Annotated in this window: 17 protein-coding genes and 1 tRNA gene; 15 read left to right on the top strand and 3 right to left on the bottom strand. The window is 47.4% G+C overall.

Translation table 11 applies throughout. The features are described 5' to 3' along the window. Window positions 1–174 precede the first annotated feature (174 nt). The 7 genes from AC1S5B_RS10200 to tilS all read left to right on the top strand — a co-directional run bounded on the left by AC1S5B_RS10200 (window position 175) and on the right by tilS (window position 7831). Window positions 175–256, top strand: a tRNA-Leu gene (locus AC1S5B_RS10200). 125 nt (window positions 257–381) lie between these two features. After that, a complete protein-coding gene (locus AC1S5B_RS10195) occupies window positions 382–1755 on the top strand; it encodes a P-loop NTPase fold protein (RefSeq protein ID WP_482035566.1) in 1374 nt (457 codons plus the stop codon). Further along, window positions 1736–3412, top strand: coding sequence for a tetratricopeptide repeat protein (locus AC1S5B_RS10190; protein WP_482035565.1), 1677 nt, complete (start codon window positions 1736–1738; stop codon window positions 3410–3412). The genes AC1S5B_RS10195 and AC1S5B_RS10190 overlap by 20 nt, the downstream gene beginning before the upstream one ends. A gap of 136 nt (window positions 3413–3548) precedes the next feature. Then, window positions 3549–5267 carry a DUF3352 domain-containing protein gene (locus tag AC1S5B_RS10185; RefSeq protein ID WP_482035564.1) on the top strand — a complete coding sequence of 573 codons (1719 nt, stop codon included), beginning with the start codon at window positions 3549–3551 and terminating at the stop codon, window positions 5265–5267. 85 nt (window positions 5268–5352) lie between these two features. Continuing rightward, window positions 5353–6360, top strand: a complete 1008-nt coding sequence (gene ccsB / locus AC1S5B_RS10180) for a c-type cytochrome biogenesis protein CcsB (protein WP_482035563.1) — start codon at window positions 5353–5355, stop codon at window positions 6358–6360. 1 nt (window position 6361) lies between these two features. Next, complete coding sequence (locus tag AC1S5B_RS10175; protein WP_482035562.1) at window positions 6362–6790, top strand: KGK domain-containing protein; 429 nt, start codon at window positions 6362–6364, stop codon at window positions 6788–6790. A gap of 15 nt (window positions 6791–6805) precedes the next feature. Then, on the top strand, window positions 6806–7831 hold the full coding sequence (gene tilS / locus AC1S5B_RS10170; RefSeq protein WP_482035561.1) for a tRNA lysidine(34) synthetase TilS: 1026 nt from the start codon (window positions 6806–6808) through the stop codon (window positions 7829–7831). Here tilS and hmpF read toward each other — a convergent pair. Then, on the bottom strand, window positions 7821–9560 hold the full coding sequence (hmpF, locus tag AC1S5B_RS10165) for a pilus motility taxis protein HmpF (protein ID WP_482035560.1): 1740 nt from the start codon (window positions 9558–9560) through the stop codon (window positions 7821–7823). The genes tilS and hmpF overlap by 11 nt on opposite strands. A 683-nt stretch (window positions 9561–10243) precedes the next feature. Between hmpF and AC1S5B_RS10160 the strand changes: the two genes are divergently transcribed. From AC1S5B_RS10160 to AC1S5B_RS10135, 6 genes are all read left to right on the top strand, one after another. Beyond that, a complete protein-coding gene (locus AC1S5B_RS10160; protein ID WP_482035559.1) occupies window positions 10244–11566 on the top strand; it encodes a response regulator in 1323 nt (440 codons plus the stop codon). Window positions 11567–11647: 81 nt separating this feature from the next. Then, the gene (locus tag AC1S5B_RS10155) at window positions 11648–12013 is read left to right on the top strand and encodes a response regulator transcription factor (RefSeq protein WP_482035558.1); all 366 of its coding nucleotides are present in this window, start codon (window positions 11648–11650) and stop codon (window positions 12011–12013) included. An 11-nt stretch (window positions 12014–12024) separates the two neighbouring features. Then, on the top strand, window positions 12025–12555 hold the full coding sequence (locus AC1S5B_RS10150; protein WP_482035557.1) for a chemotaxis protein CheW: 531 nt from the start codon (window positions 12025–12027) through the stop codon (window positions 12553–12555). Window positions 12556–12708: 153 nt separating this feature from the next. Then, window positions 12709–15492: a methyl-accepting chemotaxis protein gene (locus tag AC1S5B_RS10145; RefSeq protein ID WP_482035556.1), complete on the top strand. Its 2784-nt coding sequence runs from the start codon at window positions 12709–12711 to the stop codon at window positions 15490–15492. 274 nt (window positions 15493–15766) lie between these two features. Next, on the top strand, window positions 15767–22207 hold the full coding sequence (locus tag AC1S5B_RS10140; protein ID WP_482035555.1) for a hybrid sensor histidine kinase/response regulator: 6441 nt from the start codon (window positions 15767–15769) through the stop codon (window positions 22205–22207). A 20-nt stretch (window positions 22208–22227) separates the two neighbouring features. Further along, a complete protein-coding gene (locus AC1S5B_RS10135; RefSeq protein ID WP_482035554.1) occupies window positions 22228–22458 on the top strand; it encodes a hypothetical protein in 231 nt (76 codons plus the stop codon). 20 nt (window positions 22459–22478) lie between these two features. Here AC1S5B_RS10135 and AC1S5B_RS10130 read toward each other — a convergent pair whose 3' ends face one another. Both AC1S5B_RS10130 and AC1S5B_RS10125 read right to left on the bottom strand, forming a co-directional pair. Next, complete coding sequence (locus tag AC1S5B_RS10130; RefSeq protein WP_482035553.1) at window positions 22479–22721, bottom strand: ferredoxin-thioredoxin reductase variable chain; 243 nt, start codon at window positions 22719–22721, stop codon at window positions 22479–22481. A 158-nt stretch (window positions 22722–22879) separates the two neighbouring features. After that, window positions 22880–24823 (bottom strand): PP2C family protein-serine/threonine phosphatase, encoded by a 1944-nt coding sequence (locus AC1S5B_RS10125; RefSeq protein WP_482035552.1) that lies wholly within the window; start codon window positions 24821–24823, stop codon window positions 22880–22882. A 345-nt stretch (window positions 24824–25168) separates the two neighbouring features. On the opposite strand from AC1S5B_RS10125, the gene AC1S5B_RS10120 reads away from it, so the two are divergent. Next, entirely contained in the window at window positions 25169–25819 is a 651-nt protein-coding gene (locus tag AC1S5B_RS10120; RefSeq protein ID WP_482035551.1) for an LON peptidase substrate-binding domain-containing protein, read from the top strand. 248 nt (window positions 25820–26067) lie between these two features. Then, window positions 26068–26427, top strand: coding sequence for an STAS domain-containing protein (locus tag AC1S5B_RS10115; RefSeq protein WP_482035550.1), 360 nt, complete (start codon window positions 26068–26070; stop codon window positions 26425–26427). Window positions 26428–26439 lie beyond the last annotated feature (12 nt).

The raw sequence follows: 26439 nt of genomic DNA, 5'->3' as shown, positions 1-26439 counted from the left end.
CTGTCACTTTTTCAGATACAGTTCACCTCATTGTGTAACAAACCATGAAGAACTGGCAACGTTGCTGGGATTAATTTCTCGATGTTAGAGATTGAGATTCTTCTATTCGCCTCTATTTTTAAATTTCGATTTCTCACTAAGACCGTGATTTGCTATCATAGGCAAGCAACACATGCGGATGTGGCGGAATTGGTAGACGCGCTAGATTTAGGTTCTAGTTTCTCACGAAGTGAAGGTTCAAGTCCTTTCATCCGCATTACACCCTTTGGGATATCTTTTTTCTCAGCAATCTCCTAAATTATGAGGCTGAGGCTTGAGATATAGGAGTCCTATTTATTCTCTGAAGTACAATACAGAGACATTTTGAGAGTGAGATGAGTCATGCCGGATCAGGAAGCACTCCAACGTCAGCTTGAAGACTTTCGTGAAGCGGGGCGAAATCTTCAGCTTGAGCCGTTGGTGAAGCGTAAAGATTTAGCACGGTTTGGGGTGGAGTATCAAACGGAACTGGTGGATGAGCTAGAGCAAGCCGTTGAAGACTGCACCGGGCAAGATAATAAGCTGATTTTTACGGGGCATCGGGGCTGTGGCAAATCGACCCTGCTGGCGGAGTTAGGCTTTCGGCTAACGGAAACAGGGAAATATTTTGTAGTGAATTTCTCCATCGCTGACACGATTGAAGAATCAGCGGTGGATCACGTCAATATTTTGTTTTCGATCGCGGTGCAACTGTTGGATGCATCCGAACGGCGGGATGTGAAGCTGAAGCCCGGTCTGAAGCAGGATCTCTATCACTGGCTGGGCAAGCACACCCAAACAGAATCGAAAACAGTGGAATCGGCGATCGAAGCGAGTGGCGAAGCTAGCCTCAAGGGAGGAATTCCTGTAATTTTGGAATTTTTGGCAAAGGTGAAATCTAGCCTCAAAGTGAATTCAGTGATTCGGAAAGAAATCAGTATCGAATTTGCCCGCAAGATTTCTGACTTAATTGCCCGAATTAATGAAATTCAAACCTATATCGAAAATGCCACGGGGCAAACGGTTCTGGTAATCATTGATGACTTAGATAAACTGGATTTGGGCGTAACAGAAACAGTCTTCAGCAAAAATATTAAGACGCTATTGGCTCCCAATTCTCGGATTATTTACACCATTCCGATTTCAACCCTGCGAGAAGCGGCGATTAAGAGCATTGTCACGGCAAATATTAAAAAGATTCATACGATGCCTGTGGCGAAGTTTTTTAGTAAAGCCACAGTACGCCAGCCCGATCGCATTCCTAATCAGCCAATAGTGGCGGTGTTTGGCGAGATTTTAGATCGGCGTTTACCGAAACATCTAATCGATCCAGCCATTCTGCCCCAGATCATCCTCAAAAGCGGCGGCGTGTTGCGCGAACTGATTCGGATTGTGGATCTCTGCTGCGATCGCGCCCTACAACAGATCCGCCGCCAGATTCGCCAACAGCAGTTTGATCAGCCGACCGTGGTGATCGATCAGCCAATTTTAGAGTCTGTGCTAACCGATTTGCAGATTAGCTACTCAGAATCGCTCGGACAAAATGACTTCGATTTGCTGGTTGGGATTTATCGCGAGTTTAAGCCCAAAGATTTAGAAAATCAGCGATTTTTAGATTTGCTGCATGGCTTGTATGTGCTGGAGTATCGCAATCGCGTGCATTGGTATGACCTCAACCCGATCGTCCAGGATTTGCTAGTGGAAGAGGGGGTGCTGGATGGTGCCGCAACGGGATGACCCCCAAACCCAAAACGAAGAAACTTATGACCAACTGATTTCCCTGATCGAGAACTCCCAGGGACGACTCGCGCCGATCATTGTCTCCTGTGATGACAGTGCCTTGCGGCAACGAATCATTATGCGCTACGAAACTGAAGCACGGCAGGCACAAATTCGCCCCTACCGAATTGGGTTGGGGCAAGAACCCAGTATGAGAGCCGGGTTGGAGACGCTCAAGCAACAGGAAAGCCATTTGCAGCAGGATGGAGCGGCAGTGTTTACGGTGACGGGAGCCGAGTTATTGCTGCGGGTGACGATTGATCGTCAGGACGAACAGAGCGATTTAGACAAATTTTTTGGCTATTTGCAATGGACACGGGAAGGCTTGCGCGAGTTTCGCTATCCCATCGTTCTTTGGGTGACGCAGCGAATTTTGCGGGAAATGAGCCGTCGCGCCCCCGATTTTTGGAGTTGGCGTAAAGCAGTCTTGCGGTTTGTGGATGAATCGCCCCAGCTAACTCAGTTTCCCATCCCGATCAACTCACCCTCGCAACCCATTCAGGACAACCCCAAACCCGAAAATTTGCCACCCTTGGCAGAGTTACAGGCAGAAATCGCCACCCTCACCGCAAAAGACCCAAACGCACCCGGATTGGCAACTCTCTATGACCGCTTAGGACACGTTTATGCCCAACGCATCAGCCAAGGCATTGCCCAAAATCTGAAGCAAGAACGAGAACAAACCATCAACGCCTTTCAGCAAGCAATTCACCGCCACCAAACCCAGAACAACCGATCGGCTGAGATGAGTGCGCTTACACAATTGGGGCTTTTCCTTCAGTTTCAATCCCTTGATCCAGAGACGATCATCTGTCACGAAAAATCGCTGGAGATAGCGCGTGAGATCGGTGATCGCCAAGGTGAAGCCGCTGCTCTCGGCAATTTAGGAAGTACTTATCTCATGCTAGGAGAATACCTACAAGGAATCGATTACCTTCTGCAGGCTTTAGAAATCCAACGTGAAATCGGCAATCGCAATGATGAGGGAGGAAGCCTTTGTAATCTGGCTAATGCTTATAGCAAACTGGGGCAGTACCCACGGGCTATTGAATTTTATCAACAGGCTTTGGAAGTCCAACGGGAAGTGGGAAATCGCAATTTTGAGTCCAATTCTCTTGGAGGTTTGGGCAATGCTTATGATGCACTGGGGCAATACCAGCAAGCGATTGACTTCGCTCAGCAAGCCTTAGAAATTACACGTGAGCTTGGAGATCTGGAGGGTGAAGCCAACTGGCTTATGAATTTGGGCAATGCTTACCGCAACCTGGGGCAATACCGGAGGGCGATCGATTTCTCTCAGCAGTCCTTAGGAATTAGGCGCGAGATTGGCGATTGCTACGGCGAAGCTCTTTCTCTGTTCAATATGGCGAGGGCGCTTGCCAAACTGGGGCAATCTTGGGAATCACTTCAGCATTACCAGCAAGCCAAGCAGATTTACCAATCTTTGGGGCTGAAACATGAAGTGGAAAACTGTACCACTGAGATTTATCAACTCAACCAAACTATTCCGGTACAGCAGCCTAGGTCTGCTCCCAAAATTAATGATCAACCCTCTGCTCCACGCCCATCCTCCCGTAAACGCCGTCAAAAACCCTCTGGTTTTGGGTTTCGGTAGGTGTGGCGATCGCGCTTCTATTTTGGCTGCTAAAACGGTAGCTGAAGAAACTCTATTTGGATGATTTCTCGCGGCGATCGCTCTGAGTTTTGCTAGAGTGGCAGGGACATTGCCCGTTGAGCTTAGTGAAACACCCATGGTTGCCCAGAAAACAAAGTCCCCTCTCCTGTTAACGGCTGGAGCCGCTGCGTTGTTGATCGCTGGTGGCGGTGGGGCGTATTGGTACTTATCTCAGTCCAAAGCTGCACCGGAAGACTTGCCTGTCGGCGCGGAGGTGATTCCGCAAGATGCCTTGATCACAATTTCAGTCACTACTGAGCCGGGGCAGTGGCAAAAATTACGCGAGTTTGGCACGGTTCAAAGTCAGGCAGCTTTTGATAAAAATTTGGCAGAGGCACGCGATCGCGTCTTGACCAGCAATGGATTTGACTATCAAAAAGATATTCAGCCGTGGGTAGGTGGAGAAGTCACCGTGGCATTTTTGGGACCTAGGGCACCCGTGACCGCTCCGGCGATTCCGCCCAACCAACAGTCGATTGTGGTGGTACTGCCGATTCGCGATCCGCTCAAAGCAAAAGAGATTTTAGAACAACCGCGTTCCCAAGGTGGCAAGCTCAACGATCGCAGTTATAAAGGCTTTCAAATTAAGGAAACCCAGGGAACCGCACAAGCATTTTCGGCAACGGCGATTGATGGCAAATATCTTTTAGTCACGAACGATCCTAAAGCCACTGATCGCGCGATCGATGCCTATAAAGGGGATGCAAACCTGGCAAAAACTCCGGGCTACAATCAGGCATTGGGTCAAATCAAAGTGCCCCAAGCCTTTGGCAAGGTGTATGTAAATCTGCCAGCGGCGGCAGTGGTGACGGCGGCAAATACGGGGCGATCGCTCTCTCCTCAAAACGTGGAGCAACTCCAGCAGAATCAAGGCGTGGCAGCCACGGTAACCTTGGAACCAGAGGGCGTTCAGCTTAAAAGTGTATCTTGGCTAAAACCCGACAGCACCCGCAAGTTTGACGGTAAAAATACCGCTTCCGTTATGCCAAGTCAGCTACCTGCCGACACAATTGTGATGGCATCAGGCGGCAACCTGAAAAAGTTTTGGCAGGATTATAGTCAGGGCGCGGCGGCAAATCCAGTCACCCCGATTAATCCAGAGGTGATTCGATCCGGGATTAAATCCACAGTGGGCATGGATTGGGAGCAAGACTTTTTGCCTTGGATGGATGGCGAGTTCGCGATCGCCCTTGCCGCTGCGCCAGAGGGAACGTCTGCCAGTCTGCCGTTTAGTTTGTTAATTATGACGAAAGCCAGCGATCGTCGGGCTGCCGAGGCTACTTTGAAAAAGCTAGATGATGCCATGGTGGAGCGCTATAAATTCAAGGTCGAACAAACCGATGTTGCAGGCAAGCCGGTGACTGCTTGGACAGTGCCTCAAAGTGGAGCAGTGATCAATCGGGGTTGGATGGATGGAGATATCACGTTTCTGTCCTTGGGCGCACCGATCGCCAGCGCAATTGTGCCGCGTCCTGCTAAACCATTGGCAGATAGTGAAGCATTCAAAAAAGCGATCCCGGCTGGACTCAATCCAAACAACGGGCATTTTTATCTGAATGTGGATGAGGCAATTAACGCCAAAAAGTTTCCCATTTTGCAACTGCCACCAGGAAACCGAGAACTGGTTGCAGCTGTGCGATCGCTGGGTGTTACGGCGGCAGTGAGCGGCGATCGCACCACTCGCTACGATGTGTTTGTGGGTTTGCAAAAAGCGGGAAATCCGAAACCGTTACCGACCCCAACAGTTCCACCAATATCACCAAGCCCGACTCCGGTTGTGCCACCCCCGCAATAAATCTAACCCTGTCCGTATGGCAGCCAGCATCGTAGGATAGAGGGATAAGAATGATTCACTTAAAGATTTTTGTGGAGAACACGAGATGGATCTGGTTAAACTGCAAGGCATTTTAGACAATGCTTCCTTTGCAGTCCTGTTTATCACAATGCTGGTTTACTGGGTTGGGGCAGCATTTCCAAACCTGCCCTATTTAGCAATGGCGGGCACGACTGGAATGGCGATCGCCAATCTTTGCATGGCGGCACTCTTGGGCGCACGCTGGCTAGAAGCGGGGTACTTTCCCCTAAGCAACCTATATGAGTCTCTGTTTTTCTTAGCTTGGGGCATTACCACCATGCATTTTGTGGCAGAGCAGATGAGTCGCAATCGCCTCGTGGGGGTGGTAACTGCACCGATTTCAATGGGGATTGCTGCCTTTGCTACGTTGACATTGCCCACGGAAATGCAGGCTTCTGCGCCGCTCGTGCCCGCACTTAAATCTAACTGGCTAATGATGCACGTTAGCGTGATGATGTTGAGCTATGCAACCTTGATGGTGGGGGCACTGCTGTCGATCGCGTTTTTAGTCGTCACTCGTGGGCAGAACATTGAGCTAAAGGGAAGTTCTGTGGGCACGGGTAGCTATCGCGATCGCAAATATCAACTGCGGAAAGCGGGTGAACCCATCGGCGAGAGCTTAAGCACAGAAATGACGGCTGCATTTTCTAAGAATGGCTCTGTTGCGGTCATGGAACCTCCGGCAATCTCGGTCGCTTTGTCACCGCAGCGCCTCAGTCTGGCAGATACCCTAGATAACATTAGCTATCGCATGATTGGGTTAGGATTTCCCCTGATCACCATTGGCATCATTGCCGGAGCCGTCTGGGCAAATGAAGCGTGGGGTTCTTACTGGAGTTGGGATCCAAAGGAAACCTGGGCACTGATTACCTGGCTGGTGTTTGCGGCTTATTTGCACGCTCGAATTACTAAAGGATGGCAGGGTCGTCGTCCGGCATTGCTTGCGGCGGCGGGTTTTCTGGTCGTTTGGGTCTGCTATTTGGGCGTAAATTTGTTGGGTAAAGGGCTTCATAGTTACGGCTGGTTTTTCTAACATGGATGAGTTTCAACCTTTGGATAATGATGAAGTGCTGTTTGTCAGCCTGGGTCGGGTGCTAATGGCAAACCCGACCTTTAAGGTAGGTGAGTTTATCGATGCGTTGGCACAGGCAGTCAGCGATCGCGAAAATGACTGGGTCGAAGAAAACGAAGGCTGGTTTAATGACGGCTTGGAGTGTCAAGCCCTGCGGTTTAGCGGTCAAGGCTGGCAGCGTGGTCGGGTTCGGATTCGGCTAGAATTCTCGCCGGATAGCCCCAAAGCCCGACTGCCTGAGCGACGCATGACTGAACAACCACGCCGACTAGGGCGATTAGAGCCACGCTCCGATTCTCCCCCTCGGCTTGATCGGGATGATATCTATCAATCAGGGCGATCGGAGGCAGACTTGGAAGACTTTTACGGTAGCCCAGATGATGATTACTAGCCCCTAGTCTCTCAAATGAGTCACCTTGCCCCAGAAAACTCTCTTCCTTCTTGGACAGGTCTGCACGCTCATTTGCACCAAAGCCTGAAAAGAAAGCTCTTATTAAAGCAAGGATCGCGGGTTTTAATGGCAGTTTCCGGTGGGCAAGATTCTCTTTGTCTAGCAAAGCTGCTGTTAGATTTGCAACCCAAGTGGGGCTGGAAACTAGCGATCGCCCATTGTGATCATCGTTGGCGATCGGATTCAGCCGAGAATGCTACGTTTGTGCAAACCTTGGCGCATCAGTGGCAGGTTGACTATTTTGAACAAACGGCGGAAATGAGTCTATCCAGTGAAGCAGCGGCGCGTGAATGGCGCTACCAAAGCTTGATGCAGATTGCCCAACGGCAGAACTATGACATCATTGTTACAGGACATACTGCCAGCGATCGCGCCGAAACCTTGCTCTATAACCTGATGCGCGGGAGCGGCGCAGATGGATTGCAAGCGTTGACCTGGACGCGATCGCTCGTTGAAAATCTTCAGCTAGTTCGTCCACTGTTGAGTATCACTCGTGCCCAAACTGCCCAGTTTTGCCAGGAAGTGGGACTAACCATTTGGGAAGACAGCACCAATCAAAGCCTAGAGTTTGCCCGAAATCGCATTCGCTTAGAACTCATTCCCTATCTGCAAGCGCACTTCAATCCTCAAGTGGAGCAAGCATTCAACCAGACCGCAGAATTGCTGCAAGCCGAGGTGGAATACCTGGAAGCAGCAGCTAATCACTTAGTTGAACGAGCAGAGTGGAGCGTTGAGGGTCAATCTTATCGATTCAATCGGCGAATTTTACAGACGGCAGCGATCGCCCTACAACGCCGTGCAGTTCGCCAACTCTTGCACCAGAGTTTGCCTGAAGCGCCTAATTTTGAACACATTGAAAAATTGGTTGCCCTGATTTCCGCCCCGAATCGATCGCAAACTGATCCGTTCCCAGGAGGTGCGATCGCTCAGGTAGAAGGAGATTGGATCTGGCTACGGAGTGCTATTCATATTACGGATTAGTCAAACTGCTAATCACCTGACGAATTTCAGTAATTGCCTGCTGTTGAGAGTCGGCGGCTTCTTGCCCTTGTGCCATGCTGGAGGCGATCGCCTCCAGCTTTTGGCGCATTCCGTCTGTAGTATCCTGTACGGGCTGAAGCACTTCTTGATAGGTTGAAACCTTACCAATGCCTTCAGAATCGGCTTTGCGTCGGTTTAGGAGTTCATCTTCAAGCCGCTTGATTTCATTGCGCTTAGCCTCCTGCTCCGTTGATTGATTATTGACAATATTTTCCGTCTGTTGAATTGCCGCTTGCATCTGCGTGATCTGGGCTTCGATTGCCTGTAGCTCATCGGCTTGTTGCTGGCGCTGGGCATCAATTTGAGTCAAGATCGGTTCAAGATCAATCACGTTCTCCCCGCCTTTTGGTTCAGCGAGACCCTGGCGACGGCGAAGAATGGACTGATGTTGATTGAGAAACGCTTTTCGTTCTTGGAGGCTGCGGCGCTGCCCAACCAAGGTTTCATACAGCATTTGATAGCCATCTTGCTCATCTGACATCTCATTTTCTAGATTGAGGCGATCGTACTCATTTGCCGCTTCAATTTTGGCTTTGATATCATCAATTTCTTGTTGCTTTGATCGCAACTCTTCCTCTTGACTTTCCACAAAGCTTTCCAGCTTCAACAGTTCGTTTTCTAGATCCTGAACCACCTTTTGCAGGTCATCCATGGGCATGGTTTCTAGTGCTGCCACATCCACCTGAAACCCAATCTTTACATGGTCAGAAGTGGCTGCCAAGCGATAGACTTGCTGATGCAGTTCATCATGGCTTTGAAGCTGGCTAGAAAGCAGTCTTACATAATCTTGCTTCCCGATCAGTGTGGTTTGCTGAGCTTTCAATTCGGCTTTGGCTTGTTCTAACGCAGTTTGAGCTTGGTGCCACTCTTGCCAGCGATCGCGAATGGTTTGCGCCTGCTGTTCAATGTCATGATTGTTTTGATCAATCTGCGATCGCTGCTGCTCTAAAGTTTGCCAATACTGGTTCAGCCGCTCTTGATGCTGAGATAAAATTTCAAAAGAAGCATTCAGCGATTCTCGAACAGGCTCCACTGGCAATATCCCGATTAACCGATTTAGCGCCTCATTCAAGGCGCGTGCCTTATCTTCGTCTAGCACCGTAGACTGCTGCATCGTCGCCTGTTGTTCCTCCATGCGGCGCGTCTCACCCCGCAGATGATCCCAAGCCCCTTCTAGCTCTTGGCGATTGCGCTCATAAGCTTCTTTTTGCTGGTTGATTTCTTCTTGCGAGGCAGTAATTTCTTGGCGCTGCTGCTCCATCTGCTCAAAGTCTTCCTCCATCTGCTGAAGCTGTTCCCGCCGCGCTTCCATTTCCATTTCTCGACGGTTTAGCTCTTGACTTTGATAGGTGAGCGATTGCTTCCACTGCTCAATTTCTTCTTCTTGAGTTTTGAATTTTTCCTGCAAGCGAGAAAAGTTTTGCAAAATGCTGACTAAAGGACGACCCGCTTCTTGCAGCCGCTGCACTTGCCGATTAGCGGACAGATCAACCAGCACTAAGGCACCCGATCCATAGCTGTTCGCCTCATCAGACGGAATCACCTCGTCTCCCGAAACTGACGACCAGTTTTGCTCGGATCGTTGACAGGCAAGTAGTCTCAGTTCGGCTTTACCACCACCACCCAGCAACCCACCGCTTTTCTTTTGTACTTCCGCTAGATACAGCACGCCACTAATCCCCTTCTTTGTCTTTGCCCAACCAAAATCAACAAATATGCTAGTTAAACTCGCTAAGTTCAGCCTATGTCATAGATTGCTTTAGCAACTTGACGCACTAGGCAAGATGTATCTAGAGCCTCATACAGCAAATTCACCCGGATGATCGTCTGGAGTCATAAACCATAAAACAATGTTGCCTGATTAAACTAGCGTATCCAATCTAGTCTTCCTAACGCAGTTTGCCGCTGGTTGAAGAGGATTAAATGTGCACTTGTGCCCAACACCTCTAATTTGAAAGTATTCATATCTAGTCAATCAAGAAAGATTTATTTGACTCATCCAGTTGAAACACAGAAACCACTATTGGTGGCAGAATTATGGCAACATGAGCATCTTTTGTGCTTGATTCGTACCTAGGAAAAAATAATATCCTAACAGGTACAAACTGAATGAACAGCTAAATCATGGACTATTCCAGAAAGATTTGCCAAGATTTTGCTGAATCTAGCGACTCACCCTAGGGTTTCATTCAAGGCATTGTTGATAGTTGATCCCTCAGCTTGTGCCCCTAAGCTTGTGCCCCTAACTTAACATTGCTTGTTAGATTTGCTAAAGAAATGTAACAGGTAGAGCCGCGATCGCTCTGTTTGTCTGTTTCTAGGTGAATCTTTTAAGAAAATAGCCAAGTATTTATGCAGGGCAAACTCACTGAAATTGATATTCGCAGTATTCTCCAACTGATTGAATTGGGGCAGCGAACCGGGGAACTTTTCGTAGAAGCTTATCCCTCCCAGTCTGCTGCGGTAGATTCGGAAGTTGCTCAGACAATGGGGACTCAAAATGCCGTTTCCAGTGAGCAATTTTGGTTTGTTTTCTTTTTAAATGGACAAATTATTTATGCGGCTGACCCCGATGTTCGATTGCGGCGGCTACGAGATTATCTTCAGCGCTACCGGGCAGAAGCAGCCCTTCATCCCCTAATAAAAGGAGCGATCGCCACTGCCAATGCGCCTGAATATAGCTATCTTTGGGCACTGATGGAAAATCATACGCTCACGCCCGCTCAAGGGCGCAGCATTATTCAAAGCATGGTACACGAAACCTTATTTGATTTATTAAGCCTGCACCACGGCACTTTTATATTTGAAATCGGACAGCCCTTATCTCCCCAACTCACCAGCTTTGAAGTAGCCCCCTTGCTGACCCACACCATGAAACAGGTGCAACGCTGGAAACAGTTTTACCCCTATATCTATTCCACTGAGCAGTGTCCTGTCATTACAAATGTTAGTGTTTTGCAAAATGCCCTATCCAACCGCACCTTTGATAAACTCGCTAAGTTTGCGGATGGAAGAACCACTCTGCGGCAGATCGGCAGATATCTGAACCGTGATATTTTGACAGTGGCTCAGGCAATTTATCCCTATATTCAGCAGGGGGTTATTCAACTCATTAGCCCTGAGGGAGCAACTCAACATGACCAAAAAACAAACGAGTTAACTCAGCAATCCAATGACTATGCACATTCTAAAATACGTCCCCCTAAAATTGTTTGCATTGATGACGGATTGACCGTTCGGGAGACGGTGAAACAAATTTTGACTCAGCAGGGCTATGAGACGATCGCGATCGGTAATCCCCTAGAAGCTTTGAGTAGCGTCTTCCAAATTATCCCCGACCTAATTTTGTGCGACATCACCATGCCTGAGCTAGATGGGTACGAAGTGTGTGCCATGTTACGCACCTCTACCCTATTTCGCCAAACACCCATTATTATGCTTACGGGCAAAGATGGATTCATTGATCGCGTCAGAGCGAAACTCATTGGAGCCACAGACTATTTAACGAAGCCATTTGGCGAAAGTGAGCTACTAATGCTAGTCGAGAGCTACATTGGTTCAGCGAAAGTTGAACGTCAACAATCATCAACTCAAGCACCAATCAACCCAAAAGATGAAGTACAACTTGAAAGAACAAACGTAATTTCAACACCATCAACGCCACTTAAATCGTAAATGGGGGTACTTTAGTTAGTAGCAGTTAAGGTAAGCGGCAATTCGGTTCCGTTCACCTTCAAAGGCAAGCAGGTAGAAAGCATGAGTATAGTTCTGGTTGTCGAAGATAGCGTCACTCAACGGGAAATGATCAAAGACCTCCTCAGAGGAAGCGGTTTGGATGTCGCTGTTGCTAGCGATGGCGTGGAAGCGCTAGAGCAAATTGAAGGGAGTTGTCCCGATTTGGTTGTTTTAGATATTGTCATGCCTCGGATGAACGGGTATGAAGTATGCCGTCGCCTCAAAGCTGATCCTAAAACCCAGAACGTTCCGGTCGTCATGTGTTCTTCCAAGGGTGAAGAATTCGATCGCTATTGGGGCATGAAGCAAGGAGCCGATGCATACATTGCTAAACCCTTTCAACCCACCGAGTTGGTTGGAACCGTTAAGCAATTATTACGAGGATAGGTAATGAGCAAATGGTAGGAATTCCAGACTTTCTAACGGGCAGAGGACACGACCAAGCACCCGAATTTCAGGAGCTTGAGAGTCCTGAAGGTGAACTGCATTTACGGTTTTATGTCTCTTCGGGAACTGAGTTCGCATTGCCCGCCATGGGGATCAAAGAAGTTCTTTCCCCTCCTCCCGATCGCATTACGCCCATTCCAAATGTTTCTCCCTTACTTTTGGGTACGCTAAATGTTCGGGGTCGAGTGGTCTGGGTTGCCGATTTGGGGCAATTCCTCGGAGACTCTGTGCCACTCAATACTGATAGACCCGAAGTCTCTGTGATTGCGGTAGAGGATCAAGATCTAATGCTCGGTCTAGCGGTGGATCGGATTGTGGGCATGGAATGGCTGGATCTAGACGAGGTGCAAATGCCTCAAAATGTCCCTGATAGCGTTGCCCCATTTTTGCGAGGAGAATGGGCTCTAGATAATCTAGCGAGTAAATATCTTTGGTTGCTCGACCAGATTGCAATTTTACGGTCAGCACGGTGGGCAGCATAAAGGAGGGCGATCACATGATGGCAGCACAGCATTATGAAATTGGATGTTCGGTCTTACCAATCGAGGATAGTATAGATGCTATTCATTTCATTTCGAGCCATCACTCTGGGAAGCCGAGGTTATCGTACTCAATAATCAACTGGGAGAGGGCACATGGGAACAGGTACTGAGTACGCGCAAGACTATCAGCGAGCTCAAATTGCCTACATGAACGGCAGCTATGACGACGCTGCTCAAATTATTGATCGCTTAATTCAAGACTTCCCAGATGATCCAAGCGCCAATTTGTTGCGAGGGCACATTTACTGCTACGGCTTGCAGCAATACGACGTTGCCAAAGAGCAATATGAGTCTGTACTGCACTTGACGGACGATCCCGATTTCACTAATTATGCAAACCAAGGCTTGGAGCATTTGGGTGATCAAGCGGGCGCTCCACAGCAGACATTTGATGAATTCAATGTCAGCCCCGATGCAACGTTTCATGATGCTTTAGATGATGAAGGATTTGCTGGCTCCTTCAATACTCCTACAAACCTACAGGATTCCCACAGCCCTGACTCATTTGATAGCCTCACAGATGAGATAGATTTTGCCGCTTTTGACAATGCTTTTGACGATAATAGTTTCAACGCTCCAGTAGATTCTCCCTACAATAGCGGCATCCAATTTGATGATCCTTTTAGAGAAGGCAGCTTTGCCAGTACGGGTGACTCTGCCCCTGCCTTTTCTGATCCATTTGCGGTTGAAGTGAACAACTCTGGGCAAAGCTCCAATGCTTTTGGCACAACAGATCTAGATGCGTTCACGGCTCCTACTGATATGCCGGGCGATGACTATGGCCTTGACGCTTTCAGTGATCAACGTGATTTCCCGTCAACCTTTGACGAATTCGATGATGCATTTGCTCCTTTGGATCTGCAAGAAGATGTTCCCTATTCCCCGCCTTTGTCGGGTGGAGGGTTGAGCGATCGCCCCCCTGAGGCTCCAAGTGGTATTCGCAGCGGTCTACCGCATCCGGTTGGGGAAGACGACACTCTATTTATGGGATCTGCCAACGCTTATGAGGATGGAGAATCTTCATTTGATCGACCAGATGAATCAATTCCGCTGAATGCTGACTACAGAATGGGCAGTTCTGGCGCTGCCTATAGCAATTCGTTCAATGATTCCATTGGCGGATCAAGTGGATCAACAGGTCAAAATAATGTCGATTTCTTGGAAGAATTCGACGAATTTGACGATTTGGGTAATCTGTCTGATTTTGATTTGTCAGAAAATTCAGCAGGGTTCACCCGCCCAGCAGTTGGGTCTGACTTTGGCATTCCTTCTGCTACAGATTCGCAAGATTCAGCCATGGATTTTACTGCGTCCGGCGATCGCTCCTTCGTCAACGACGATGAAGTTTTTAGCCTGACCAGCAGCACGGATCAGGTTCCTGCATTTACCCAGGCAGATCCACAAAACCTTGATCCAGCAGTCACCGTGGAGCAAGGAATTCTTGCCCCGATGGAAAATGCATCCATTGCGGCTAAACACCTGATTATTGCCTTGGCGGCTGGAATTTGTTCGGCGATCGGGGTTGCTGGCGTGAACTACGCTGTCTCTTCTAGCGTTTCTCAAGAAAATCCGGCTGTGGTTTCCCAGCTACGCAACACGGGTTGGCTGATGACAGGAACCGCAGGATTGGCGAGTTTTGTGGCAACATTTGCTTTGGGGCAAGTTGCCGCGAAACAAATGAAGCGCTCCACTGATGACTTGCAAGCTCAGTTCAATTCCGTTTGCCAAGGAAACTTAAACGCTCGTGCCACCGTTTATGCCGAAGATGAATTTGGGCAGTTGGCAACTGGCTTTAATCAGATGGCACGAGTCATTTTAACGACCACCAGTGAAGCTCAGCGGAAAGCAGAAGAGCAGGAGCAAGCAAAAGAAGATTTGCAACGCCAGGTGATTCGCTTGCTAGACGACGTAGAAGGCGCAGCAAGAGGCGATTTGACGGTGCAAGCAGAAGTGACTGCCGACGTATTGGGGGCGGTTGCCGACTCCTTCAACCTAACGATTCAAAATCTGCGGGAAATCGTGCAACAGGTCAAAGTAGCAGCGCGACAGGTCAGCAAAGGCTCCACCGATAACGAAATGTTTGCTCGTAGTTTGTCCTCTGATGCATTACGGCAGGCGGAGGAGTTAGCAGTCACCTTAAATTCGGTGCAGGTGATGACCGAATCGATTCAGCGGGTGGCGGAAAGCGCTCGTGAAGCAGAACAAGTGGCGCGTTCGGCATCTGAAACCGCATTAAGGGGCGGCGAAGCGGTAGAAAGAACGGTCGCGGGGATCTTGCAAATTCGGGAAACGGTGGCAGAAACTACTCGCAAGGTAAAACGTCTTGCCGAATCCTCTCAGGAAATTTCTAAGATCGTTGCTTTGATTTCACAAATTGCTTCTCGAACCAATTTACTAGCGCTCAACGCCAGTATTGAGGCGGCTCGTGCTGGAGAAGCAGGTCGAGGATTTGCAATTGTGGCAGATGAAGTGAGACAGCTAGCCGATCGCGCAGCCAAAGCGTCTAAGGAAATTGAACAAATTGTCCTCCAGATTCAAGGTGAAACTGGCTCGGTTATGACGGCAATGGAAGAAGGAACTCAACAGGTGATTGAGGGAACAAAGCTGGCGGAGCAGGCGAAGCGATCGCTAGAGGACATTATTACCGTATCCAATCGCATTGATGTGCTGGTGAGATCAATTACTGCCGATACCGTTGAACAAACTGAAACATCTAGGGCAGTGGCGCAAGTCATGCAATCGGTAGAACTCACGGCTCAAGAAACCTCTCAGGAAGCCCAGCGGGTATCCGGATCGTTGCAAAGCCTAGTAGGTGTTGCCCGCGATCTGCTTACCTCCGTGGAACGATTCCGGGTAGAAACGGTGGATCGTAAGTAAGATAGGTTCAGGGGCGATCGCTTATTCCTCATCAGACTTTAATTGATGTCAATTTTTAGTAGATCGAGTACATTAAAGCAATCTAGAGCATGGTTTTACAAAAATCATGAAATTAACGAGTACATTTCCAACTCGTTTTCTTGGATAGCGACCCTGTTCAGCCAAAATTCTACTCAGCAAAAGCTCGCATTTACCCAGTGCATCAATTGTTCCAATTGCCGACGGCAATGTGTTTTGCTAGAAATAACCCTCTCCGAAGGAATGGAGTACTGCCATGCAGCCTGATCAACAGCAGCGAATCATGGGCTATTTCATTGAGGAGGCAAAAGACCACCTCAATACAATCGAGCAGGGTTTGCTAAATCTACAAGCAACCATCGAAGATTCAGAAACAGTAAATGAGGTTTTTCGGGCGGCTCACTCCATCAAAGGCGGTGCTGCCATGTTGGGGTTGGAAAGTATTCAGCAAGTCGCCCATCGCTTAGAAGATTACTTTAAACTGCTGAAGGAAACATCCATCCGCATCGACCAAAAGCTGGAATCTCTTTTCTTAAAGGTCTTTGATGCTCTTCAGGAATTAGTCGGGCAACTCCAAGGTTCTTTTGGCTTAACTGAAGAAAATGCCAGGGTCGTGATCTCAGCCGTTGAGCCGATATTTGGTGAGCTAGAACAGCACCTATCTCAGCTTGCCAGTAATGCTCCATCTGTATCTCGTGAACCCGTCTCTACGACTGCTTTCGTCTTTTCACATCACTCAGAAAATGCAGTCGAAGAATTATTCAAAGGAAATGTTCCGTCTCGGTTGCGGGAAATGCTGCAACTATTCAAACAGCCTGATACAGAGACAGCCCCTCGGCAGCAGCTTCAAGAAATTTGCCACAGTTTAGGCAGTATGGGCGAACAATATGGCTTGTCTGCGTGGTGTCATTTAATTGAGACTGCTCGTCAGGCGATCGCTCATCCTGAAAATAGCTATCGCGTACTGGCTCCCATTGTCATCAAAGACATTAAGCAAGCACAAGAAATGGTGATAGCAGGTCGCGCTGGCGATATTACTCCTTGCGATCAACTGCAAGCACTGCTGCCTATTGATTTGATCGATACAGTGGTTCAAGTCGATTTTGCAGATTTACTGGCAGAAGCAGACCCAATAGATTTGGCAGAATCTTCTCCTCTAGATTTTAATAATTTTGACGAAACCGATCTTGACTTTGATCAAGACCTGTCTTCCTCCACTGATTTTTCCTTAAGCGGTCTAGAAGCGACAGAAATTGGGTTGGATTTAGGCGGCGATCTGACTACTCAACTGACGGATGATGTCTTTGACACTCATCAAGGTCCTGAGGTGGGCATGGCAGAACTCAATACGTTAGCCGATTTATTTGAAGGAGAAATGCCAGATTTAGGCTTGACCTGGCAAAAAGAAGAAATTCTCACTGATGATTCTGGGTTGTTTGCGCCCGCTGATACTACTCAAGTGTTTGATTCCAGCGACTTTTCCGATCTTCTATTTGATGAAGAATCCCCTCAAACTCTCTCATTTGCTGCTTCAGATGATGAATTAAATGATTTATTCGGCGATGATTTCTCAGACAGCTTGGCGTTAGATAACGCGATTCGTGAAACGCCCCCTACGGGAACTGCCCAAGAATCCGCTGCATTTCCTTCAGATGAAAATAGCTCGATTGACTTAGATGACTTTGATGATTTGCTAACCATCAGCCCGTCTAATTCATCCGACCCATCATCTGGCGATTTAGATGATGTCTTTGAAGATTTGATTTTAGAGGAAGACCTAACCGATAGCGACGGTTTCTCATCGGCTCTAGATTTAGATTTAGACACTCTACAGATTACAGATGATCGCAGGTTGAACGAATTTTATAGCGATGATTTAAATCTAGAGCTATCTGACTCTGATCCAACCAATCTGCCTGAGTCTACTGTTTTTCCTGATCCTTGGGGAGAACTAGAAGCCCCTGAAGCCGCAAGTATCTCCTTAGAAGAATTGTCTTTAGAAGAACTGATTCTAGAGGAAAATAGTCTAGACAATTTTCTAGAAAGCTTGCCTGACGAATCTATTCTGGATAGTGAACCAAACTTAGAGATCAATCAATCATTTGATGAACTACAGCCTGAAAGCCCTGAGCCATTGGTTTCATCGGAAGAGGCGATTCCCGACCCATGGGGTGAATTGCCAGAAGCACCTGAATTGGCGATCTCATCTGTGACAGATGAGATTTCTATGGGTTCTCTAGGCGATTTTGACCTAGATCTCGAAGAGTTCAATTTTGATCAGGTTGAATCAACTTCAGAGGCAACAGCGTCATCTTCTCAATTTGAAGAACTTGACGAAAATGGTTTTGGAGAAAGCAGCAATCAAGTCTTGAATGACTTTTTCGGTGATTTATCATTTGAACTTTCAGAGGATGTAGAAAGTCAAACCATTGAGTCTACCAATGCTCCAGATTTATCCACGCTAGACTTTAATGACTTCTCGTCCCTAAGCACTCCAGAAAATACATCTTTACCCGAAGAGTCAATTTCTGAGTCGCTAACAGAGGATGAAAACCCACTGAATTTTGATCTGTTTGAAAACACATCTTTGAGAGAGGCTGATCTTAATGAAGCGCCTCTAGCTATCAATCCTATTGCAGATGCTATAGAGAGCGATCTTTTTGAGCTTGAGATGGAATCTGATACGACAGAAAATGAAGATTCCTTTGAATTAACGCCTGATCAAACGGAAACTGCTTCTGTCGATGAGACGAGCAATTTAGACGATCTATTTGGAGAATCCTCCGAGGAAAATTTAGCAGATTTTCTAGAGCTATCAGACGATATTTTATCTGAGCAGCCTGATAGTTCTAACGACTCCACAGACGATTTAGATGATTTGTTTGGTGAAACTAATTCCTTCAGAGGTTCGACAGACTCGCTCAGTCTCACAGAGGACCTAATTCAGTTTGATCAACCTTCTACAAATTCGATAGAAGATGAAGATTTGTTTGAGTTAACACTTGACCAAACAGACCCGATTCTTACCGATGAATCCGGTGATTTAGATAAGCTGTTTGGTGAAATAGCGGCTGAAGAAAATTCGCAAGATTTCCTAGAGCTATCATCTGAACAACCTGATAGTTCTGACGATTCCACAGATGATTTAGATGATTTATTTGGTGATACTAATCCCTTTGATGACTCGACAGATTCACTCAGTTTCACAGAAAACCTGATTCAGTTTGATCAACCTTCTACAAATCCGATAGAAGATGAAGATTTATTTGAGTCACCCCTCGATCAAATGAACCCGATTCTTACCGATGAGAACAGTGATTTAGATGATCTGCTGGGTGAAATAGCGGCTGAAGAAAATTCGCAAGATTTACTAGGGCTATCAGACGATATTTTATCTGAGCAGGCTGATAATTCTAACGATTTCACAGATGATTTATTTGGAGAAACTAGTCCCTTTGAAGATTCAGCCAACTTGCTCAATTTCACTGGCGAAACTAGCCAGTTTGATGAGTCTGAACTTCTGTTTGATGGGCTTGATGAGCCTCTGACAGAATCGGCAAGTGATCAGCTTTTAGAGCTTGAGTTTGAGCCTGAGGAAGTGGTTCTTTTGGAGAATGAAGGACAATCTGAGGACGGTCTTGTTTTTGAGACTAGTCTAGTTATTGCAGAGCTCGAAATTGAAGATGAACTTGCAGCAGATACTCTTTTAGACTTTGAGGATCTTTCTCTATCAGATAGTCTAGACATTGAGAATAGTTCAAGTTTGGATAATCTATTGGAGAGCGGAAATCCTTTTACTGAAGAGTCATCTGAATTAGACGACCTATTTGGTGAAAATGTTTTTTCGGTGGAGCAAGATTCTGACAGTGAATTGAACAATTTGCTGGGAGATGAGCTTTTGTTTGAGCCTATTCAAGGCGAGGATGAGACTGTTAATCTTTTGGAGCCTGATCAGGAACTGGAAGAGTTGAGTTTGGATGAATTAAACTCTTCTGAAAACAATCTCTTGGATTTGGAAAGTGTGACCGCCGATGAACTGCTTCAAGATGATTTAGCTTTAGCACCTGACACCTTTTCCAATTTAGATAATCTTCTAAACACTGATGATCTTTCAAGTAATGAGCTTCGAGATGATGAGATCTCGTCTGTAACACCGGATGACTTTCCTAATGCTGATTTTGGAGAGACCGGTGCTTTCTCTGATTTAGATAATCTTCTAGATAGCGATGATTTTTTTGGCGACGAGTTGCTAAATGATGAGCCTCTACAGGATGCGATCGCTTTTACATCATCCGCTCCATCAGATGACTTTGCTGATTTGGATAGTCTGCTTGAGGATGAAGTTGCTTTTTCTGAGAATGACGAATCTGAGGATAACGAATTTGATGGATTAGAAGCTTTGCTAGGTGGCGGTGCTGTTCTTGGTGCGGCTGGCGCGATCGCTTTTACAAATGGAGATCTTGCCGACAGTGGAGAACTGGTTGATGGGGGCGATCGCCTACCCGCGCTTGATGATTTTTCTGATCTAGAGTCTTTGTTAGAAAATGACATTGACCTGAACTTTGCTGCTGACTCAGCTATTGGCGATGTCGCAGAAAGTAACTCTGAGTTTGATGACCTTGATGATTTACTGAAGGACACCGAGGAGAAGTTAGGCGGAGTCCCATCTGTTAAGGTTGCTCGGGGTAGTGCTTCTCAGCCCCGACGCACCAATCGCCCCACTCGTGGATTTAGTGAACAAACGATGCGGGTGCCGGTCAAGCATTTGGATAACCTCAGTAACTTAGTTGGGGAATTGGTAGTCAACCGCAACAGCTTAGAGCAAGACCAAGAGCGCTTACGGCAATCTTTGGATAACTTGCTCTATCAGGTGCAGCAGTTGAGCGATGTTGGACAGCGAATGCAGGATTTATATGAGCGATCGCTGCTTGAAAGCTCCCTGCTTGCAAGTCGTCAAGGCTATCGGTCTGAGCCGTTTCAATCCAGCTTTCGTCGAGCAGAAATGGTTGAAAATGCCGCTACTCGTTCCAACGAAGTAGAATATGACCCGCTTGAAATGGATCGATTCACTGGCTTTCATTCCCTTTCTCAGGAAATGATTGAGTTGATTGTGCGAGTCCGAGAATCATCTTCTGATATTGAGTTCATCGTTGACGAAACGGAACAGGTCACGCGCATGTTTCGTCAAGTAACGACTCAGCTTCAGGAAGGGCTAACCCGGTCTCGCATGGTGCCGTTCGCCCAAACCGCTGATCGCCTGCCCCGTGCAGTTCGCGATATTTCGATGAAAGTTGGCAAACAAGCTGAGTTGGTGATTGAAGGACGCGAGACTTTGATTGACAAGATGATCTTGGAGCAACTCTATGATCCAATGACTCACTTAGTTAATAACGCTATCACTCATGGTATTGAGTCTCCAGAGGTTCGTAAAGCGGCTGGAAAACCTGCCGCCGGACGGATTGTCATCCGGGCATTTCACCAAGGCAACCAAACCATTCTTTCCGTTTCAGACGACGGCGCTGGCATTGATGTAGAGCGGGTTAAGGCTAAGGCAATTGAAAAACGGTTGATCAGCCAAACTGAAGCCAGAAGCATTTCTCGGTTAGACGTTTACGATATTCTCTTCCATCCTGGGTTTAGCACCAAAGATCAGGCAGATGATTACTCTGGTCGGGGTGTGGGTATGGATGTCGTTCAGACTAGTTTAAGTGAAATTCGCGGAGTGATTAATACCGATTCCACCCCCGGAAAAGGCACTACTTTTACCATTCGGTTACCGCTAACACTCAGTATTTCTAAGGCGCTTTGCTGTATCAGCGATCGCGCTCGGATTGCCTTCCCCATGGATGGAGTGGAAGATATGCTCGATATGCCGAAAGAGCGCCTTCACACCGACGCAGAGGGTCAGTCTTCTATTGCTTGGCGGGATACTACTCTCCCCGTAAGACCCTTGGCTGAACTGCTGGGCTACAATCGCCATCTGGGACGTGGTAACGTTTACGGTGGCAACCAAGAAGACGATATTGTCTCTGTCGTGGTGCTCCGTAGTGCTGGCAACTTTTTAGCGCTGCAAGTGGATCAAGTTTTAGGCGAACAGGAAATTGTTATCAAGCAGCTTGAAGGTCCTGTTCCTAAGCCAATTGGGGTAGCAGGTGCAACAGTTCTGGGGGATGGGCGCATTATGCCGATCGCCGATGTCCTGGAATTGATTGATCTCTCGATGGGTCGGATTCGCCGCGATGCTGGTGGCTCACTCTGGGAGCAAAGCGACGACGGTATGGCTCCAGAAGCTCCGGTTACCAAAACTGAGCCAATGGTGCTGATTGTGGATGACTCCATTACCGTTCGGGAACTGCTCTCTATGACTTTTAACAAAGTGGGCTATCGAGTTGAACAAGCACGCGATGGACAAGAAGCCTGGGAGAAACTCCGCTCTGGTTTACCCTGCGATATTGTCTTCTGTGATATTGAGATGCCCCGCATGGATGGGCTAGAGTTGCTTTCCCGAATTCAGAAAGATCCGAACTTGAAACTCCTACCGATCGCGATGCTAACTTCACGGGGTGCTGATCGCCACCGTCAAATGGCAGCGACTTTAGGAGCCAGTGGCTATTTTACCAAGCCCTATCTAGAAGAAGCCTTGCTGGATGCAGCGCAGCGCATGCTAAAGGGCGAACGCCTGCTGAACAATAGCTAAACCCTTCCATCATCATTACCATGTCGCACGATTTACGCTGGATTGCACCCACTCCGCCCGAACCAGATTTTGCGATGTTGGCAGTTCATCAACTGACCCACGAATTTCATGAAGAAATTCAGCATCGCTATGAATTCGATCGCTACTGCCAGTGGTACTACGCCATGGTGCACAAACATCGCTGCGAAGTCCAAAAAATGCAGAATGACTTCAATCTGTTGGGTTGGTTTCGTCGAGGGCAGCGGCGATAATGACCATCACCGCTTAACTCTCAGACTTTTTCTAGCTCAAATGCTTGCAAATGAACTTTGAATTTGGCTCCAAACTTGACTAAATAAGGAAAATTTGCGCTAACGGGTCGCCCTTTATACTCTTTGACGATTTGCACGACCTCGCCTTCCTGCCCTTGCAGATTAAACTCTTGACTACGATGGTCTGGATGATGGTAAACCACAATAGGCTGAGCGACTCGAACGCGATCGCCCACTGAAAAAGACTCTGTATCAATTTGCATAATTCAAAAATTCCTGCACAACCGCGATTCCTGTGGGATTCCGGTGGAAAGCTTCGCTAATGTTTTACGAATCGCCGCTGCTCATAGCGGTTATTACTGCCACACAGAGACAGCTTTTTTATCTTTGCATAAGAGCGTACCATTCTACATAAAGGTCATTATGACTTTGGCGGTAACTGTTCTTGGCGAGGTTGGCTACCAAGATGTGTTTGCACCCAAATCGCCACACCGCTCCCAATCAACAGCATTGCCAAAATCAGCCCAATCCACAGTAGCTTGTTTGTTTTTTGCCCCTTTTCTCCTTGCCTGTCACCTGGTTGATCAGCGCTGCCCGTCTCTTGTAAAAGCCTACGTGAAGATTCTGACCAATCTGAATTCAATGAGGATCGAACGCCAGGGAATGACACATCCGGCTGCGGAGTAGAAACATGACAATCCAATAACACGACGGATACATTATCATGTCCATTATTTTGATTCGCTAAATCAACCCAACCCTGGGCGGCTTCACTCAACGTTTTTTTGCCCCGGAAAACCTCACCCATAATGTCTAGCCAGGCAGACTCTACCCAGCCGTTATCACTTAGCCCGTCGGAACAAAGCAGTAAAATACCGTCTTCTTCTAGCAAAAAACGTTGAATGCTAGGGCGCAAAAATTCTGAATTTCGGGTGCCCAACGCCTGAATCAGTGAGCCTGAATCAGGTCGCTTTAAGGCTTCTCGATAGAGCGATCGCCCCATCCGCACTTCTCTTGCTGCCACGTCATCATCCACCGTCAACTGATGGCAATAGCGGGGAGTCAGCCAATAGGCGCGACTATCCCCGACATTAACAAGGTACAATTCATGGCTGTTTTCTGCGGATTGCCCGGTAGACAGCAAAACTTTTTGAGGTAGTTGGAGTGCCATCACTAACGTTGTGCCCATTCGCCGCCTTGCTTCGCGCCCCTGTATATCGTTTTGGGCAGCAATCATGTCATTCATCACCCGAACGATCGCCTCAATTTGTTCAGCGACAATCTCAGGAAGAACCAGGCTTTCTGACGTTTTCACTTCTGCCAATAGTGCCTGAATTTGTAGGCTGAGGGATTGAACTGCAAGCTGGCTGGCAACCTCTCCACCTTCATGCCCACCGATGCCATCACACACGGCTACCAAGCGAGGAAACACTTCGTCGCTTGGTTTCATGCCGCCTGCCTTGGTTAGATCGGGATAACAAGTATCTTCATTGTGATCCTGCTGGGGTCCTGGATCGGTGGCGCTGGCAATTTGCAACCGCAAAGGAAGTTGAGCCGTCTGTTGGAGCAGTAATTGGTTAAGCTGTGCCGCGATCGCCCCTAACTCAGCCCCAACGTCATGCATTTCTTGACATATTTTTTGCAGAGGCGCGGCAATTTCTGGCTTTGCCTGATCGATCCACCCTAGCCATACATTGGCGAGGTCTGCTAACCCCAACATAGGGCTGTCTAACGGTGCCTCATTATCTGCGGCAAATTCTGGGGCAAATTCTGGGGCAAATAATGCCTCATCGATAAAAAGCTGGCACAAGCGCACCCGCCATCCTTCTACTCGAATATTATCCGCAGAAAGCAAACTAGCGCTAACTCCTTGCTCAGCTAAGGGACTCCACAGGTGCAGCAATTGCCATAACCAATAAACCTGACGGGCTGCGGTTGCCTGTGCCCACGCTTGAGCGATCGCTGGAAATAGGGTTCCTTGCTTATCTAAGGGCACATTTTCTAATAAGAAAATTTCATCCGTTGGGCGATCGCCCCCTTGAGAACATAGACCATGAACTTCAGGAATATGGAGCCGATAAGGATAAAGATATAAATACGGCAGCAAAGCATCGGGTAACTCTTCCGTCGGAAAATCGGGCTGTAGACCGGGTTGGGTATCTAGCCAAATTTGTGGCGCTTTGACTACATATCGTCCCTCCACCAGACTATCGACCGGAAACTGTAACACCGTTTCTCCCATTGCCCAAAGATAGCGATACACCAAAGGAGTTTGACAGCTTTTGCAAACGCTACTTCCAAAATCATTGAGAGGCGCTGCACACTGTAGATTGGGACAATAAATTTGAGGTTGGGGAGAACTCATATCACAACTGAAGGAGATGCTTAAAAGAAAGATAGCGACTTAAGGAATGGTCAATGCGTTTTCCTGTCTTAACCCGGTGGTCTTTGTTGCCTAGCTAGTGAGATTAGCTTCACAATATAGACTTATCTTCACAATGTGGACTAATCATAACAGCCATTCTGCAAATGCCTGGACAGAGAAACGGAACCAAGGAATATATTAGCCGACTCCGATTTAGACTCTTATTTTCTAACCTAGACTATCAAAGGACGCGCCTTCTCAAAACAGGGTGTGGGCATACTTCCCAATCCTTTGTCGAGATGGGCTACAGTAGAAAAAATACAGTCATCTTTAAATAGGAGACTAATGGCTTCTTCCTCGTCGATCGCGGTTCGAGAACTGCCCCTTTTCCCATTGCCCGAAGTTGTGTTATTTCCAGGAAGACCCCTTCCTCTACACGTTTTCGAGTTTCGCTATCGGATCATGATGAATACGGTCTTGGAAAGCGATCGCCGTTTTGGCGTATTAATGTGGGATCAAGCCCAAGGCAAACCCGCTGCGGTGGGGTGTTGTGCTGAAATCATTCAATTCCAACGATTGCCAGACGATCGCATGAAAATTCGTACTCTCGGACAACAGCGTTTTCGGGTTCTAGAATATGTGAGAGAAAAGCCCTATCGAGTTGGCTTAGTTGAATGGATTGAAGATATTCCCCCGGAGCAAAACCTAAACCCAATGGCAGAGAGCGTTTCGCAGCTTTTGCAAGATGTTGTCCGGCTGTCTGCTAAGCTAACGGGCGAACCGATTGAATTGCCAGAGACAATGCCTCAATCCCCCTTGGAGTTGTCTTATTGGATTGCGAGTAATTTGTATGGAGTTGCCGAGGAGCAACAAGCCCTCTTAGAAATTCAAGATACGGCTGTCCGCCTAGAACGAGAAGTAGAAATTTTAACTTCAACTCGTAACCATTTGGCGGCTCGTACTGTATTAAAAGATACCTTGAGCGATGCGCCTTAGTTGAATGTTGGAGCGTAGCCTCTAGCACTATGAATAGGATGAGCGTAATGGCGCTCTACTATAAGTGTTTCTACTGGGAAAATTAAGTACCCAAAAACACATTTGCGGAAAATACTGATTAAATCTTTAAAGAGCAGTAAACCGGGTAAAGATTCAACGAATACTCAGTGTTTTGATAGGCAACTTCAACTGAGTGCAATTAGGGTAATGGAACAAAGCTCATTAATCCCTCATCACAAGGTTCGTTTATGCAGACGCTATTGATTCGCCCTCAGAAAGCTCACTTTGAAACTGCTGTCCTGCAACCGCAAGGCTCATTAAGCGGTGATAGCGTTACTTGGTTTCTTCATCAGGTTAACGCGGTTGTGATGTCTGAAAAGCTTTCTAGCGTAGTAATTGATATGAGTCAGGTTGATTTGATAGACAGCAGCGGACTAATGGCGATCGCCCATGCGTTGAAGTTAGCTCAAGGCGCAAATAAGCGATTTTGCTTATGTTCCGTCTCTCGCGCCATTTATATGGTGCTTGAACTGACTCAGCTTGATCGCGTACTCGAAATTTTTGAAGATCCTTCTGCATTCAACTTGAATCTTGAAATAGCTGCCTAAAAAGCGTTTGGG

Source organism: Leptolyngbya sp. CALU 1928, assembly GCF_056784215.1.
This window is presented reverse-complemented; position numbering and strand designations above follow the sequence as displayed.